The 15,324-nt window shown below is 52.8% G+C and carries 14 protein-coding genes; 5 read left to right on the forward strand and 9 right to left on the reverse strand.

From position 1 onward, the window contains the following. Nucleotides 1–26: 26 nt before the first annotated feature. The 6 genes from SH302x_RS14565 to SH302x_RS14590 form a co-directional block, all read right to left on the reverse strand. Nucleotides 27–1,292, reverse strand: coding sequence for a PQQ-binding-like beta-propeller repeat protein (locus SH302x_RS14565; protein ID WP_479363134.1), 1,266 nt, complete (start codon nt 1,290–1,292; stop codon nt 27–29). Next, on the reverse strand, nt 1,273–2,670 hold the full coding sequence (locus SH302x_RS14570; RefSeq protein ID WP_479363135.1) for a PQQ-binding-like beta-propeller repeat protein: 1,398 nt from the start codon (nt 2,668–2,670) through the stop codon (nt 1,273–1,275). Before SH302x_RS14570 ends, SH302x_RS14565 begins: the two co-directional genes overlap by 20 nt. 47 nt (nt 2,671–2,717) lie before the next feature. Beyond that, nucleotides 2,718–3,899: an alpha/beta hydrolase gene (locus SH302x_RS14575; protein WP_479363136.1), complete on the reverse strand. Its 1,182-nt coding sequence runs from the start codon at nt 3,897–3,899 to the stop codon at nt 2,718–2,720. Nucleotides 3,900–3,972: 73 nt separating this feature from the next. Further along, nucleotides 3,973–5,856, reverse strand: coding sequence for an outer membrane protein assembly factor BamB family protein (locus SH302x_RS14580; protein ID WP_479363137.1), 1,884 nt, complete (start codon nt 5,854–5,856; stop codon nt 3,973–3,975). 137 nt (nt 5,857–5,993) lie between these two features. Then, nucleotides 5,994–8,285, reverse strand: a complete 2,292-nt coding sequence (locus SH302x_RS14585) for a protein kinase domain-containing protein (RefSeq protein ID WP_479363138.1) — start codon at nt 8,283–8,285, stop codon at nt 5,994–5,996. Then, nucleotides 8,282–8,845, reverse strand: coding sequence for an ECF-type sigma factor (locus SH302x_RS14590; RefSeq protein ID WP_479363139.1), 564 nt, complete (start codon nt 8,843–8,845; stop codon nt 8,282–8,284). Before SH302x_RS14590 ends, SH302x_RS14585 begins: the two co-directional genes overlap by 4 nt. 453 nt (nt 8,846–9,298) lie before the next feature. Here SH302x_RS14590 and SH302x_RS14595 point away from each other — a divergent pair, with 453 nt between their 5' ends. After that, nucleotides 9,299–9,625 (forward strand): hypothetical protein, encoded by a 327-nt coding sequence (locus tag SH302x_RS14595; RefSeq protein ID WP_479363140.1) that lies wholly within the window; start codon nt 9,299–9,301, stop codon nt 9,623–9,625. A 118-nt stretch (nt 9,626–9,743) separates the two neighbouring features. Here the strand turns inward: SH302x_RS14595 and SH302x_RS14600 are convergent, their stop codons facing one another. Further along, nucleotides 9,744–10,214 carry a hypothetical protein gene (locus SH302x_RS14600; RefSeq protein WP_479363141.1) on the reverse strand — a complete coding sequence of 157 codons (471 nt, stop codon included), beginning with the start codon at nt 10,212–10,214 and terminating at the stop codon, nt 9,744–9,746. Between the two features lie 264 nt (nt 10,215–10,478). On the opposite strand from SH302x_RS14600, the gene SH302x_RS14605 reads away from it, so the two are divergent. The 4 genes from SH302x_RS14605 to SH302x_RS14620 are packed head-to-tail and all read left to right on the forward strand — an operon-like array spanning nt 10,479 to nt 13,190. Beyond that, entirely contained in the window at nt 10,479–10,691 is a 213-nt protein-coding gene (locus tag SH302x_RS14605; RefSeq protein ID WP_479363142.1) for a hypothetical protein, read from the forward strand. A gap of 23 nt (nt 10,692–10,714) precedes the next feature. Beyond that, entirely contained in the window at nt 10,715–11,215 is a 501-nt protein-coding gene (locus SH302x_RS14610; protein WP_479363143.1) for a DUF2924 domain-containing protein, read from the forward strand. Then, nucleotides 11,212–12,786: a recombinase family protein gene (locus tag SH302x_RS14615; protein ID WP_479363144.1), complete on the forward strand. Its 1,575-nt coding sequence runs from the start codon at nt 11,212–11,214 to the stop codon at nt 12,784–12,786. The genes SH302x_RS14610 and SH302x_RS14615 overlap by 4 nt, the downstream gene beginning before the upstream one ends. Further along, complete coding sequence (locus SH302x_RS14620) at nt 12,783–13,190, forward strand: hypothetical protein (RefSeq protein ID WP_479363145.1); 408 nt, start codon at nt 12,783–12,785, stop codon at nt 13,188–13,190. Before SH302x_RS14615 ends, SH302x_RS14620 begins: the two co-directional genes overlap by 4 nt. A 229-nt stretch (nt 13,191–13,419) precedes the next feature. Here SH302x_RS14620 and SH302x_RS14625 read toward each other — a convergent pair whose 3' ends face one another. Together SH302x_RS14625 and SH302x_RS14630 are read right to left on the reverse strand one after the other, a co-directional pair. Further along, nucleotides 13,420–14,775, reverse strand: a complete 1,356-nt coding sequence (locus SH302x_RS14625; protein WP_479363146.1) for a hypothetical protein — start codon at nt 14,773–14,775, stop codon at nt 13,420–13,422. Continuing rightward, complete coding sequence (locus SH302x_RS14630; protein ID WP_479363147.1) at nt 14,772–15,323, reverse strand: RNA polymerase sigma factor; 552 nt, start codon at nt 15,321–15,323, stop codon at nt 14,772–14,774. The genes SH302x_RS14625 and SH302x_RS14630 overlap by 4 nt, the downstream gene beginning before the upstream one ends. Between the last annotated feature and the right edge of the window lies 1 nt (nt 15,324).

Genomic DNA, 15,324 nt, shown 5'->3' on the forward strand with positions numbered 1-15,324 from the left:
AAAAGCGTGCAAATTCATCGACTAGACTACTTCAATGTCTCTTCAATGCAGAAAAACGTAGTCATTCCTCGGACGTAGATCCGCTTGCATGTGAATCCAGGCGTCGCGTAGATCGGCTCGCCGAGGTTGCATTCGGCTAAAGATTCAAATTTTGACGAAAGCCTGAAGATCTGAAGCTTGCCGGTTAGGTCGGCGAGAAAGACTTTGTCGCCAACGATGATGGGCGAACTCGAGAAGCCTGTGTCGAATTGATGTTCCCACAGCATCTTGCCTGTCTTGATGTCCAAGCAGGAAACCACTCCGAATCCCGTTGGAATAATGACCATGCCGTTGCCCGCAACGGCGCTTGCGGTGTCGGGCAGTGATTCTTCCCATTGCCAGAGTACGCGCGAAGCATCATCGGCAGCAGCGATATTAATGGCAGTAGCGGCTGAGCCTTCGCTGGCGACGACAACTATCCCGTCCTGATATGCCGGGGAAGCGGCGACTTCGCCGGCCAAGCATTCAACGTGCCACAGCAATTTTCCTGTCTCTGGGGCATAACTGTCCACAGATTTGGAATTGGTGACGATGAGTTCATGCCGTGCATTCGATTCGACCAAGATCGGCGATGACCATGCGATTTCTTTGCGGTCAACATGCCATTGGATCTTCCCTGTTGCAAAGTCAAAGGAGTAAAGCTTTGAATCGAGGCTGTGATCAAACTGGACGAACAATCGATCACCATCATTCAGCAGTGAAGATGCGTGACCATAATGGTTTTTGGGAACACCCAAGTGCTTTGACCAGATTCGAGTGCCTTTCAAATCGACACACACGAGTTCGCCGGTTGCAAACACAGCAGCCACATGGCGTCCGTTGGTAGTCGGAGTTGAAGCCGCATAACCTGTCTCATCTAATACTTTGGGCAGCGTCCCTTCGGCAGGTTCGCCTTCAATCCCCTGAATATCATGCGCCCACAGAAGCTTGCCAGTGTCCGCATCGATCGAGTAAAGTTGTCGCGACTCCTCATCAGCACCGGTCAGGAAAACTTGATTGCCCCAAACGATCGGCGAACTCATTCCGTGTTTCGGCAACGAGATCTTCCATTTAATGTTCTCGCCAGTCTTTGCGTCAAAACTCAATGGTGGGTTCGTATCCGCAACAACGCCAAGTCCGCTTGGTCCACGAAATCCTGGCCACTGATTTTCAGTGCCGATGCGTAACTCTTGCGCAATCAATATTGCGGAGACGTTACCGAACAGAATGAGTACAAACGCCCACGGCATGTATCTACTGGCCAACTTTGACACACTTCAGCTCCGCTTGGTCACGTATAAGAAGCTTGCCGTTCGATAGCGCTAGAGGTGCCCAGTTCTGTGTCGGTCCGCCGATCCGACCAGCAATTCCACTGTTGTCACCCCCGCCTTCTCCTAACAGTTCAGCGGATTGAATGGCCTTAAACTCCGTTGGACTAGGCTCGATCAAATACAGCGACTTCTCTCCATCTGTGGCCAAGATTACGCCGTCGACCAGAATCATGCTCCCCTTATTGAAGTTCGGTGCACGCCGAGTCTTCCACTGGATCTCGCCCTTCATGTTCATGCAGACCAATCCATCGCGACGGTTGTTCGTTCCGTATTGAGCATAGAAGTGTCCGTCGTGAAAGATCGGCGGTTTGGTCTGGTCACCGAACTCCTCCGTCGTGAACAGCTCCTTCACCGCGAAGCCGCTATTAGTCTTCTCAACTTGAAGCATCGTGGCTCCCAGCTCGTATCCACCGACGATTAAGAGTCGGTTCTCGCCGGCATCAACAGCACTGGCTACCGAGATGTGACAGTTCCACTTATCGTACTCCCAGAGAATCTTGCCAGACTTGGGGTCGATTCCAACTACCTTGCCAAGCTTGCTCTCTTCGGAGTTGCCTCGTCGGAATGGATTCGTGGATGGCGACACCATAACGATGTGATCTTCGCCAGCGATCTTGGCGATGCTGGGACTGACATAGCCGACATAGCCCAGTGACGGCGTCTTCCAGTTCACTTTTCCAGTGGCTTTGTCGTAGGCGACCACTCCGGCCTCTGGAGCTTGCGAAGCAACAATTAGCAAGTCGCCATAAACAAGTGGGTTTTGCGTAACCGCCCAGATGGGAAAGCTGCCAGGATCAGCCGGGCCCCGTCCCAATCCGCCTCCATCGCTTGGCGGCTGACCACCAAAGTCGGCCCAAATGTTGGCCTTCCAGACGGGCTCTTGGCTCTTGATGTTGATGCAATGCAAATCACCATTGTGACCGCAAATGTAAACATGTTCGCCATCGATGGAAGGAACACTTCGCGAGCCGGGAAACATTACGGCACCAGGCGCATCGTAAGCATACGTCCATAGCTCCTTACCATCTTCCAGACTCATGCAGCGAAGGGTTTCACCAACTTTGTCATCGCGGTCAAGAAGATAAACCTTCCCATCATGAATCGCGGGGCCACCGAAACCTCGACCGACAGGTACCTTCCACAAAATCTCTGGACCCGATTCCGGCCACTTGCGTGAGATGCCTTTTTCCGAAGACGTCGAATTGCGATTGGGGCCAAGAAACTGTGGCCAGTCATCGGCAAACGCCGTCTGTAACGGCAAGCAACTGGTGCCGGCCATTAACGCTGAAATTAGTGCAAGTTTTAAGCTTCGAGATTTCATAACCAATATCCGCCTTTCAAGAATTCGATTTGGATTGAGCCTGTTCTCTATTTGAAGAGGAGCTGCGCGAAGTCAGCCAGGTTTTGACGCCAGAACTGCCAGTTATGTCCCATGTCCGGTACTTCCGTGTAAGTGACGTTCACTCCAACCGAATCCAGGTACTTCTTGAACTGTTGGTTCGTTGGGAGTGCCCCAAAGTCTGCTGTTCCACACGCGATCCAGAGAAGCTTGATCTTCTCGTTCGAGCTCTTGTCGAGCGTTGGAAACTGATCTGGGATCTTATCTTCTGCCAAACTGAAGCCTCGACCTCGGGTGGCCGGGCGGGTTAACGGCCAAGTGTTGAAGGCTCCACTGAAAGAGCCCAGCCAGGCGAACGTCTCCAAGTGATTGAGTCCTGTGTGCATCGATTCTGCGCCACCCATCGATAACCCAGCCATGGCTCGGCCATTGGGTTGGGTTGAGACGTTGTATTGCATTTCAACTTGAGGAATAACTTCCTCCAGTAAGATGCGAGTGTATGTTGGCAGCATGTCGAGGTGATCGATATCCACCGGGCCAGCGGCCGTTCCGTAAGCATGTGGCATGACCACAACCATCGGCACTGCCTTACCTTTGTTGATGAGAGTGTCGAGAGTCACATTCGCCAGGCCGTCGTCAAGCCAAGCGCGGGTGTCTTGTTGCCAACCATGATGTAGATACAGAACGGGATAAGGTTCGCTGCGTTTCGCGTCGTAGTTGGGCGGCGTGTATACGAAAAAATCGCGTTCATCATTCGCCAGTTTCGATTGAAACACGTGCTGTGCAACGACGCCACGCGGTACATTCGGCAATGGTGTCCACGGCATGTCGCCTGGAACGAGCACCGTATTCTGTCCAATCCGTCGATAAGGTGAACTAAATCGAGTGTTGGATGGATCGACGATGCTCAAACCATCGACGTCAAAGCTGTATGTGTAGAGATCGGGCTTAAGAGAAGCGGACGTTGCAGTCCAAACTCCAGCCCCATCTTTTGTCATTGCCAGTGGCTCTCTCGTAATGCCTCTTACGCTGACTGCTTTAGCGTTGGGGGCCATCAACCGAAAGGTTACCGTGCTATCAGCATTGACCTCGGGCGAACGGACCGGCGGCGGACCGAACTGCGCGGATGCGACCGTACCGAGTGTGATTAACAGAGCAACTGCGAGCCCAATAGCTCGCGCTCGAATCCGAACCTGCTTCGTAAACATCATCTATTAAGCCTTGCCTGTGTTCTTGTAATGGACTTGTTCTACGGGGACTTTGTTTTAGTTAATGCGACGTTGCTTACTTTGCATTCACGTCGTAGCACAGCAGAAGCCCCTGGTCTCGAATGTAGAGCTTGCCATTGGCAACGACCGGGTGAGCCCAAGCCATAGCACTGCTTCGATCTGGTTGCTCGAAGCGGCCGCGTTCGACGAATCCCGTTTTGGATGGCTCGACGAGCAGAACGGGACCGTCTTCACTGCGAAGGTAAAGTCGACCGTCTGCATACAGCAGCGATCCCTTGGGGCCTTTGCGATCTCGCCACAGCGTTTCACCTGTCTTGAAGTCGATACAAGCCATCATGCCACCGCCGTTACCACCGTTGGCACCATATAGCGCTCCATCCACCACGATCATGCCACCATGGTGATTCTGCATATTGGTCGTAAAGTAAACTTCCTCTGCTTCAAACTTGCCGTCGCTGTTCTTCGTGAGTTTGACCGCTCCTCCACCGGCTCCATAGGCGGATGCAGCAAAGACCAATCCATCTTCGTAAATCGGTGTCGAGCAGTTGATTCCCATGCCGTTGGAAGGCTTATTGTATTGCCAAAGGACTTCACCTTTGTCTGCGGACACACCGACCAAAGCGCTCGAGGTCATTTGAACATATTGCCGAACCCCATCATGTTCGATCGTAATGACGGATGAATACGCTGCACCCGCACGTGGGCCTCCGAATCCTCCAAAGCCACCGCGTCTTCCGCCACCGCCACCTCCGCCTGCCATATTGAATGTGCCTGCGTTCACTTGCCCGCCTACGAATCCTTGGTCAGGGCTCCAGACTTGTTTCTTGGAATCCGTGAATGGTTCTGATGCTCCAGCGTTGATGCGAATCGGCTTCAGTCCTTTATCGCTCGCATCTTGCGGGAGTATCTCGATCGCTTTGATCGCTGGGTTCTCAACCTGCTGTTTGAAGGTAATCTTCAGCTCACCGTCGGTAATCTCAACCGGAACCGACTCGACATATGCCTTTCGAAGTCCTCCAGCTTTTTGAAATGGGTCAAAGTCTTTGAACTCTTTACCTTGGACCGTAAAGCTGAATACTCGTTGACCGGCTTGCGAGATGCCTTGATAGGTCTCTGCAAAGTGCAGGTTTACTTGGTATTTACCGTTCGGTAGCTTCTGATTGAAACCGGTCATGCCCCAATGCTCGCTGACATACAGCGTGGGATCTTCGGTGCCAGCTACCGCAGCAGCTTGCGGAGCGTTGTTACCTCGAGGCTGTCCACCACGTGGCCCACGATCGCCTTCGTTGGGCCGACCCGCACCAGGCGCTGGAGCGTTTGGCGTTGCACCGGCAGGGGAAGAAGATTGCCAAATCACATCGCCATTTGTTTTATTGAGAGCAACCAGCATTGCGCCGGAAGCGCCTGGCGTGCAAATCACTTTGTCGCCATCCACCAGTGGTGATTCGCGGAAGTTCCACATTGGAGCTGTGCCGGCGAAATCATCCTTGAAGCTCTTTTTCCACAGGATCTTGCCATCCTTTGCTTCCAAACAAGCAATACGACCGCTCATGCCAATGACATAGATGCGGTCACCGTCGACCGTTGGCGTTCCGCCTGGGCCTTCTTTGGATTGCGGCACGTCTTGGGGCTGGGCATCACCAAGTGAACTCGCCCAGACCTCTTTCCCATCGGCTTCGGATAACGCCCATACGATTTCTTGCCCGTCGCGATTGCTTAGTCCGTAGAGTTTTCCGCCAGCCACCGCCGGCGCGCTGTCACCTCCGCCCAGACCCTCGATTCGCCAAGCCAATGGCGGTCCGCCTGCGGGCCATTCTTGAAGCAGGCCTGTTTCTCCCGAGACGGCATTGCGATTTGGTCCCTGCCATTGGGGCCAATCCTCAGCAATCGCAATTTGGCTGGAAAACAAGAGTGCCAGGTAACAGGTAATTCGCCGCATAGCATTCGCCTCAGGGGAAGTGGGATTGGTTTGAAGCCACCAGTCGTCCGTTCAGCCTGGACGGGATGCCTCTGGAAAACTAATGCGAGAAGGCTAAATGCGCGGGGCCAAAGATTTTCTGCAAACTTAAGAAACCCTTAGTTTGCTATAGCCGTGTCCGCAGCCAGTTGCATCTGGCTTAAACGTGGATCGTCGGCCGGCGTGTGCCCCTTGACCACGATACTGGCTTCGCGATGGTTCAACAGAAACTCAATCCAGTCGATCCACGGGATCATCGGAGTGCCTGATTGACGACTGACGCTTTCGTTAAGCAACCGGTCCAGCAAAGCTTGAGATTGTTCGAACGCCTTGACCGCTTCGTCGGCTCGTCCCGCTCGGTGGTTGGCGACGGCGATGAGCGGATAGGCGATTCCTTTTCCGAACCATTCAGCATCGTTTGATTCCTCCAAACGTTGGATCGCCTTGTCCACATTGCCTGCACGAAGATGCGCCCAACCGGCGACGTACAAGTTGGCGGAATAATACATTGACGCGTATTTGTGTTGGAACTTCTGGTGGGAGCCGGACTTGTTCTCGATGTCCAATAGCATCTGCTCAACTTGGCTGGCCAATTCAGCAGCCTTGTCGGGCGAGATGTCGTCAACGAGTAAGCCACGCGCGACTACGGACATCGGATCTCTTGTACCGAGCGGCTCAATCTCCCGCGTGATTCGTTCGTAGGCTTTGGATTGTCCTGCGAAGAACAGCAACTGAGGCACTCCCGAGAGCTCCGCTTGCTGGGCAGAGCACCCTATTTCGACAGCCTGTGCGAAATCTTCTGCGGCTGCCTCCCAACGCCCCAGCTTTGCGTTAAGTCGTCCTCGCTCCAGCCAAACGAGGAAATACTTGGGAAGGACTTCTGTTGCTTCGGTGTACGACTTGTACGCTTCCGACCACCGTTGTGCATCCGCATGAACTCGACCTGAGGAAAGTAGAACAGTGGTTGTGTTCAACCGCTGATTGAAGCCTTCCAGATCCTTGCGAGCCTGATTGGCGGTCTCTTCGGCAATTTTCGCTTCGTTGAGGGCAATCACCTTCTCATCGCGTTCCTGGATCGCAACTTGTGCTTGCCAGATGCTCACGATCGTGCCCAACAACAACGCTCCTGTGATGGACGAGACAGTGGATATCGCGACTTTGTTGCGGCGCGCGAACTTGGCGAACCGATACCAAGTCGATGGCGGGCAAGCGACTACGGGCTGATGCATGAGGAATCGCGAAACATCTTCGGCCATTGATCCGGCTGTCGCGTATCGTCTATTTCGGTCTTTATCCAAAGCCTTCATGACAATCCAATCCAGGTCACGCTTCATCGATGAAGCGAGCTTGGCAAGATCCAGTTTGCGATTTGCCGCGATTGTGGTTGCTAGTTGATTGTTGAGCGTACTTAACCGCGTGCTCGGTCGATGTGGTTCTTCCTCACGAATGATTCGGCGCAGTTCATCAAAGCCAGCACTTTGCAGCCGGTCTGAAGTAAAGGGAGTCGTTCCAGTTAACAGTTCGTAAAGCAACACACCCAGCGAATAGATGTCGCTTCGTGTGTCGATGTCATCTGTACTCATTCCGGCTTGTTCCGGACTCATGTAGGCAGGCGTACCAACCATCGAAGCAAAACGCGTGTACATGGTCTTGATAGTCAAGCTCTGACCGATCGCTTTGGCCACTCCGAAGTCAATGACCTTTACTAGCGGATGGCCATCCTGCAGCGTGACCAAAATGTTCGATGGTTTCAAATCGCGATGGATGATCCCTTTTTGATGGGCATGCTGCACCGCGTTGCAAATGTCGACAAATAGCTTTAGACGCTCAGAAATGTCGAGTTGGTGACCATCACAATACTCGGTAAGCGGGACGCCTCGGACCAGTTCCATCACGAAGTACGGCTGAGCGGATTCGGTTACACCTGCATCGTAGACGCGAGCGATGTTCGGATGATCCATCAGCGCGATCGCTTGGCGTTCCGCCTCGAAGCGTGTGAGGACCTCACGTGATTCCATTCCCGGTTTGATGATCTTCAGTGCAACCCGTCTGCGAATCGGTGTTTGCTGATCGGCAACATAAACCAATCCGAATCCACCTTCGCCGATCTGCTCCATCAGCTTGTATGGCCCAATCATGGTTCCGAGCGTTTGCCCAGAGATTGAACGGTTCACGGCAACGTACGATTCGGTTTCGACATTGACGAATGGGCGACGATCACTTCGGGCAACGATCGGTGTATCGACCGGATTGTCGTCTCGCTCATGCTCACGCAGAAGAGCAGTTACCGAGGAAAGCAAAGCCGCGTCGCCACGGCATGCAGACTCAACAAACGCCGTGCGCTCTTCGATGGACTCGATATCGAGTGCTTCCAAGAAGATTGATTTCTCTGATGATCGAACTGGCCTCATACCGATTCGCCTCCATTCAACTCGCGTCCCAGCCAAGCTCGCGCATAGGCCCAATTCCGTTTCACTGTTCGCGGTGACACGCCCAACGCTTTGGCAGTCTCATCGACGCCTAGCCCCGCGAAGTATCGAAGTTCAACGAGTTTTGCCATTTCCGAATCTTCCTCAGCAAGCTTGGTGAGTGCCGCGTCCAAGTCGAGCAGCTGGTCAAGGTCGCCAAGCTCGATGGCCACGTCATCGGAAAGCTCTTGCCGTTCAAAGCCGCCACCATGCTTCACGCTGTGCCGACGCCTAGCGTGATCCACCAAAATTCGTCGCATCGCTTCGGCTGCCGCCGCGAAAAAATGAGATCGACCGTCCCACTTGATCTCCGCATTTCCGACCAAGCGGATATAGGCCTCGTGTACCAGCGCGGTCGCTTGCAACGTCTGGCCGGCTTTCTCGCGATCCAACCGATGTCCAGCAAGCTTCCGCAATTCTGCGTAGACGAGCGGCAACAACTCGGCTGCGGCAGCCGTATCGCCCTGCTCAATCTGCTCAAGAATTTTGGTGACTTCCGTCATTGGATCTCGATCGGACAGCTTTCTTGTCCCCTGATAAAACCTTGGTTGCGGGACCAGCCCCGTTCTGATTGGCTCATTAGCCACAATTCTAATGCGGAATCCGCAATCCACCGGGGCCAAATTCTGGTCGAAATCCCCATTTGACGGCGCTTAATTCAATGAAACCAGTCCATGCAGGGAGTCCTTTTCGAGTTTAGAGGACGAGGCATTTGTTAATCTGGTCTCCGATTGCACCCTAACCCGTCATTTCGAATCCAACTCCGTGAGAAGCCTGAATAGCACTTGGCTTCGACTGACACGGCCGCCTGCACCAATGGGCAGGCCAAGCTATCCCTCGAAACGATTCACGCAAATTTCAAAAAATCGGCAGCGCGTGACCAAACGTGTCAAAACGCGGGCTTAGATTGGTTCCCATCATTTTCGTTTCAATCCAAACTCAATGGGAGCCCAAAAATGCAGTTCAAAGAAAAGACAACAACCCACCAGGTCGCTGTTCTCCAACAGGTCTGGAAACGCCTCAAAAACGCTGAGGTGCAGACAATACATCAAATCATGGATGCCACCGGACTGCAGTTCGACTCTGTTTGCGAAGTCCTGTACGACTACGCGGAGCTGCCAGACTTCATCCAGTTGCTTCAAGACAAAGGATGTCTCGATGATGTGCCGTTCGACGCGTCAGAAATGGCAATGGGGAACCAGGTTCTCCTACTCACCAAGAAAGGTTTTGCTTGGGGCGATTTTGACGAAGAACCAATCAATCAAGTTCTTGAACTGCTTTAGTCTGGCAGCCAAGCATCCGAATACGACATACCCGATCATTGATTGCCATGTGTATCTGTGTAACGGTGGCGTTGTCTAACACCACCGTTGCTCAAATACGCGATCGATGGATGATGTCCTACACGCCTTCGCCGCGAATGAGTCGATCTCGGATGTCTTCACAAAGCGTGAAGGTTATGACAGCGGGATGTTCTTCGCGGGCTGGACTTCTATGCATCACGAACAATTGATCGTCCATCCGTATCTGGGTGCCATACTTTTCTGACTCGCGTTCCGAGGCATCTTTCAAGGCCCGCAAGAAAGCGAAGTAGTTACATCCCAAGACCCTGCACATCTCAACGTAAGGTGTAAAGAACTCGTGAGCTTCGAAGTAGTCACAACAGGACTCGATGAGATCTCGCGACCAGATGCGATTCGAAGCTTCTAGCGGCCTACCTTTCATCAAAAGCTTCAGTGATTCTGGTCGGCAACAGTAACCGCGTTGCCGCATGTGTTCCGCTGCCTCCTCAATCGTCAGTGGCCGGTCACCGCGAGCGATAGGCTTACGCTCAAGCTCGACGAATTCTTCGATGGTCAATCCAAACCTCATTTACACGGCTCCTTTGATAAGCACTCGATTTGTGGCAAGGCAAAGTTGCCTGCCTACATGCTTATTACTTTCGAGCAGGGCAATTCGTAAAAGATTCCGCGATAAATAGCGGATTGAGTCCCAGGCGAATGCGTTCTCTTTCGCACCCTAATCCGTCATTTCGAACCCGCACCGGGTATTCCTACAGATAGACGCGGCTGTTGTTGCTGCGAATGTCTGTCTTCGAGCCGCCAATTATAGCGGCGTTGAGCATGGAGGTGCGAGTTGCTCTCGTCTGTTCCCCCTTCTTCACTGTCCGCGCCGGCTCGGCGATCAGAAATCGCTGCGATTCTGGCGGCCGGCATCGTCCGGATGAAATCGCGTATGGCGATCCTGGATTCAGAATTCGTCGGCGATCCAGCAGAATTGCCAACAGCTTGCCTTGAGGTTTCGCCGGAAAGCGTGCTCTCTGTGACCAACGTGGTTAACGACCAGTGAGTCCGTTTTCTCGGGAGAAATCAATGCAAATCGACATCGACCAAGAAGTCGCTCTGCTCCAACGCATGACAGTGGGGCAGTTGCGAGAAAAATTCGAAGAGACGTGGGGCGAGCCAACCAACACGCGCAACAAACAGTGGCTCGTAAAACGCATCGCTTGGAAGATGCAGGCCAATATCGAAGGCGACATTTCACAGCGGGCCAGGCGTCGCGCCGCTGAACTCGCTCGCGGCACCGACATCCGTACAACCGCCCCCAAAGCCATCAAGCCGGTACCGAAGCCAGCGGGCGACACCGTGACCGGCTTCGTTCAGCCAGAAGAAGACAATCGTCTCCCGCCGCCGAGATCAGAGATCGAGCGAGTCTACAAAGGCGAGAAAATCGTGGTGCTCGTTCTAGAGAACGGCTTCGAATACGAGGGGGCGATCTACAAGACGCTCAGCGCTGTGGCCAAGAAGATCACTGGCCAGCACTGCAACGGATACCACTTCTTCAAGCTCAACAAAAAAGGCGGTGACAAATGAACAAGGCCAACATCAATCGCCAATTGAACTGTGCGATCTACACCCGCAAGTCCACAGACGAGGGTCTCGACAAGGAATTCAACTCGCTTGACGCCCAACGCGAATGCGCCGAAGCGTACATCAAAAGCCAAACGCAGGAAGGCTGGCATTGCGTGCCCGATCGTTATGACGACGGTGGATTCACCGGTGGCAACATGGATCGTCCAGCGCTCAGGCAATTGCTGGCGGACATCGAAGCCGGCAAGGTGAACTGCGTGGTCGTCTATAAGGTCGACCGACTGAGCCGCTCGCTTATGGACTTCGCTCGCATGCTCGAAGTCTTCGAACGCAACCAGGTCGCATTCGTCAGCGTGACGCAGCAGTTCAACACGACCAACTCGATGGGCCGGTTGATGCTTAACGTCCTATTGTCGTTTGCCCAGTTCGAACGCGAGTTGATTTCGGAACGAACACGGGACAAGATTGCTGCGGCGCGACGCAAAGGCAAATGGTCTGGTGGCATGCCGCTGCTTGGCTACGACATCGAGCCGCAAGGTGGCAAGCTTCGAATCAACGAGGTCGAGGCAAATAGAGTCAGGGCGATTTACGATTTGTACTTGGAACGCGAATCGATCATGGCGACCATCGCTGAGCTCGACAACCGTGGCTGGAACAACAAGTCATGGAAAACGAAAAAGGGAACGCTACGGGGCGGCTCGCCGTTTACCAAGGCGACGCTGTTCCGGCTCCTGACCAATGTGACCTACATCGGCAAGCTTGGCTACAAAGACGAAGTGAACGAAGGAGAGCATGATGCGATTATTTCACTGGAGGTTTGGCAGAAGGTTCAATCGCTTCTGAGACGAAATGGCCGAACTGGCGGTGTCGAAGCGAGAAACAAGTTCGGCGCGATGCTCAAAGGAATCCTGCGATGTGCTTGCTGCGACTGTTCGATGACGCCGACGCACACGACCAAGAACGGATCAAAACGCTACCGTTACTATGTCTGCATGAAGGCCCAGAAGCGTGGCTGGAAAAACTGCAAGTCCAAGTCGGTGCCGGCCGCCGAGATCGAGAAGTTTGTCGTCGACAAGATACGCCACGTTGGCCACGATGCGGCGCTCGTCGACGAGGTGGTGGAACAAGCCAAGATCCAATCCGAACGCGAACTGGGGGCACTTGTGGCCGAACGGGACGAGCTTGTGAAAGAGCTGGAATACTGGAACGAAGCTATTCGCGTTGCCGCTCCCAAGATTAAGCCAGGCTCGCCGGATGCAACTTCTCTGGAACAATTAGCCGACTGGCACGAGAGTCTTCGTCGCGCCGAGCATCGGCATGCGATCGTAAACGCGAAGCTGGCAGCGCTGCAGGCCCACGCACTAACCCGCGCAGATGTCGTCAACGCATTGACCAGTTTCGAGCCGATCTGGGAATCGCTCACAGTCCGCGAGCAATCGCGGATCGTCCAGTTGATCGTAAAGCAGATCGATTATGACGGAGCGACCGGTCGCGTGACCATCACGTTCCATCCCGATGGCATCAAGACGATCGCCATGGAGAACCGTCCTGAACTTGTGGAGGCGGCATCATGAATAAGCCAGTTAGCGTCGACTTTCAGTTCTCAATCAAGCAACGCGGCCGTGGAGCCAAGAAGCGCATCGTCGAAGGGGCATCCCAATCGGACGAATCCAAGCCAGCACTCGAACGAATCCCGCGCAGCTCGCGATACATGGCACTCGCGATCCACTTCGAGGACCTCATCCGGCAAGGCGTCGTCACCGACTACGCCGACCTCGCCCGCCTCGGGCACGTGACCCGGGCCAGAGTAACTCAGATCATGAACTTGCGGCTGTTGGCTCCCGAAATTCAGGAAGAACTCCTTCTCGGCGAAAAGAAATGCGAAGACCGCACGCCGATTCAGCTGAAATCACTTCAATTCATTGCGACGGTATTTAGCTGGCGAACCCAACGAAAACTCTGGAAAAACCGCGAGTAACGCTCCGCGACGTCTTTCGGCGTTTTCTGAGTGTTGAGTAGTTCGTTGGAGCAGATTCGTACCAGTCAGCCTCCCCTCCAGAACGAGACCAAGTCGGCAACCTAACGCATATCTTAACTGCTAACCGGCAAAATCTGAAGGTGATCCAGGAGGCTACACTTAAGACCTAGGACACAATCGATTGGGTCAGCATTAGCTGCTGACCCAACCATATCTTGCGACTCTATTTCTACCTTTGAATGAGCTCTTTGACTATTGGAAGCTCTTCGGCCGTCATCTCTTTCACGTTCAAATCGCCGAACCATACCCGATATTTCCGAGAGTTCTTTGGACGATACCAAGCAACGATATGGTCTGTATCGCCGAGATGTGCGTCAACTCCAACGTATTGGAAGGTCCCCGGTTCAGCGTGGTCTTCAATAAACTGGAGGATCGGAGCACGGTAGATTTCCCGTCTCGTAATTCGGTCGCGTATTTCCCGAAGCAATCGAAATTCTTTCAAGCTCTCAAGCTCTGCAAGCTTGCTAGACGCATTGAATTTATCGACGTCGTAAGCGTCCACAGCGGAATCCGGAAAAACGCCGCCGTTGAATTCGACGGCGGCTCTCAGGAACGCGATAGCCTCGTCTTCTGTCACAGTTGGCTTTGCAATATTCTCAGTTCGATATCCCTCTGGTGCGTCTAGGCTGAATGCTGATAGATCGCCCCCGTCGAGATACTTTAATTCACAGATTTTGGAAGCGATTGGCTCCTGGTAATGCCATCGTTCTTCTTTTGATGAAAGAATATCTTCGTCGAATTTCTCGGTATCAAAATCCACTCCAGGATTAACCGATGTAATCCCCGTAAGCTTTTGAGTTTCGGATGAAATGTAGAATGTCGTTCTGCTATCTTTGCGCCCACCTTTCCACTTGATTACGTACGATTCGACACCGTCCATTACAGATTGTCCAGCAAGTGAAACACTTCCTGGATGCGTACCACGGACGTAGTCGCCTACCCAAGCAAAAGGACCGCGATCATCGACCTTCTGCGTTAAATACTTTAGCTGGGCTGTTTGATCCTTTGGATTTAGCGTTAACTCTCGACCAACAGTTGCATCGATAATCTGTATGAAGTTGACTCCACCGGTAACATCGCGATAGGTTTTCCGGTATTTGCCTGGATGTTGGTATTGGATTTCCGATTTCTGTGTCTCGATCCAAGTTCGCTGCCTATCTTCACTGGTGACGCGAATATAGATCAACTCTGTCCATGAAAGCAAAGTTACTTTGTCAATGCCCTGGATCTCGCCTGCTATCAATGGTTTCTCGTGCGAGCTTGAAACAAAAAGCCATGTTGCGCCGCAAACTACAAGGATCATGGCAGCAATTTGCAGCATTTTTGAATACAATGCTCGGTGACTGTTGGACTCAATCGGTTTCGCCAATAATGAAGCCGCTGACTCGTCTTGTGAAGCAAGCTCTTCAGTCGCAATCCGATGATTAAACCGATTCTGCCATTCGTCAAAATTTGGCGTTGGAGGCGAACCGAGCAACGCTTTCAAGTCGCGATCCCATTCATTGAATTCATTGGTTACTTTCATTCTGATAACTCCTGAGTGGTGTATAGGGTTTGCAGCTTTCTTCGGGCACGCTGCAAACGCCCGTGAATTGATTGTTGTGAGATCGAAAGAGTTTCCGCAATTTGTTGATAAGATAAGCCACTAAAGTAGTGGAGCATTACGATTTCTCGCGATGCGGGGTCAAGTTTCGCTAGTGCTGCCGACAAACGTTGATGCGAAGCTTGGCAATCATCTTGGACATCATCTGCAACTTCAAATGTACATGCTTCTTCCTTCGATCGCGACTTCACCAGTTTGATTGCAGTGCGCCTACAAATTGTTGCAAGCCATTGCCCAAAACAGCCATGGTCCTTCAATGTGCTTAATAACTCAAGCGCGATTGCGAAAGACTCCTGTGCAGCATCTTCTGCGAGATGTATGTCGTATACATGACTTCGTGCAACACCGACCGCCATCGCATAGTGTCGTTCATACAGGACACGAAAAGACTGCCTGTCGTCTGTTAATACATTGTCGATCAGATCTGCATCGGTGAGACAATGTTCATTCTCTTTACGCTGATGATTCAAT

The sequence above is a fragment of the Njordella calcicola genome (assembly GCF_056494125.1).

Excerpts from the sequence above, each read along its gene's own strand:
- SH302x_RS14570 (WP_479363135.1), bottom strand. The coding sequence starts at position 2,670 with ATGAAATCTCGAAGCTTAAAACTTGCACTAATTTCAGCGTTAATGGCC.
- SH302x_RS14575 (WP_479363136.1), bottom strand. The coding sequence starts at position 3,899 with ATGATGTTTACGAAGCAGGTTCGGATTCGAGCGCGAGCTATTGGGCTC.
- SH302x_RS14580 (WP_479363137.1), bottom strand. The coding sequence starts at position 5,856 with ATGCGGCGAATTACCTGTTACCTGGCACTCTTGTTTTCCAGCCAAATT.
- SH302x_RS14585 (WP_479363138.1), bottom strand. The coding sequence starts at position 8,285 with ATGAGGCCAGTTCGATCATCAGAGAAATCAATCTTCTTGGAAGCACTC.
- SH302x_RS14590 (WP_479363139.1), bottom strand. The coding sequence starts at position 8,845 with ATGACGGAAGTCACCAAAATTCTTGAGCAGATTGAGCAGGGCGATACG.
- SH302x_RS14595 (WP_479363140.1), top strand. The coding sequence starts at position 9,299 with ATGCAGTTCAAAGAAAAGACAACAACCCACCAGGTCGCTGTTCTCCAA.
- SH302x_RS14600 (WP_479363141.1), bottom strand. The coding sequence starts at position 10,214 with ATGAGGTTTGGATTGACCATCGAAGAATTCGTCGAGCTTGAGCGTAAG.
- SH302x_RS14610 (WP_479363143.1), top strand. The coding sequence starts at position 10,715 with ATGCAAATCGACATCGACCAAGAAGTCGCTCTGCTCCAACGCATGACA.
- SH302x_RS14615 (WP_479363144.1), top strand. The coding sequence starts at position 11,212 with ATGAACAAGGCCAACATCAATCGCCAATTGAACTGTGCGATCTACACC.
- SH302x_RS14620 (WP_479363145.1), top strand. The coding sequence starts at position 12,783 with ATGAATAAGCCAGTTAGCGTCGACTTTCAGTTCTCAATCAAGCAACGC.
- SH302x_RS14625 (WP_479363146.1), bottom strand. The coding sequence starts at position 14,775 with ATGAAAGTAACCAATGAATTCAATGAATGGGATCGCGACTTGAAAGCG.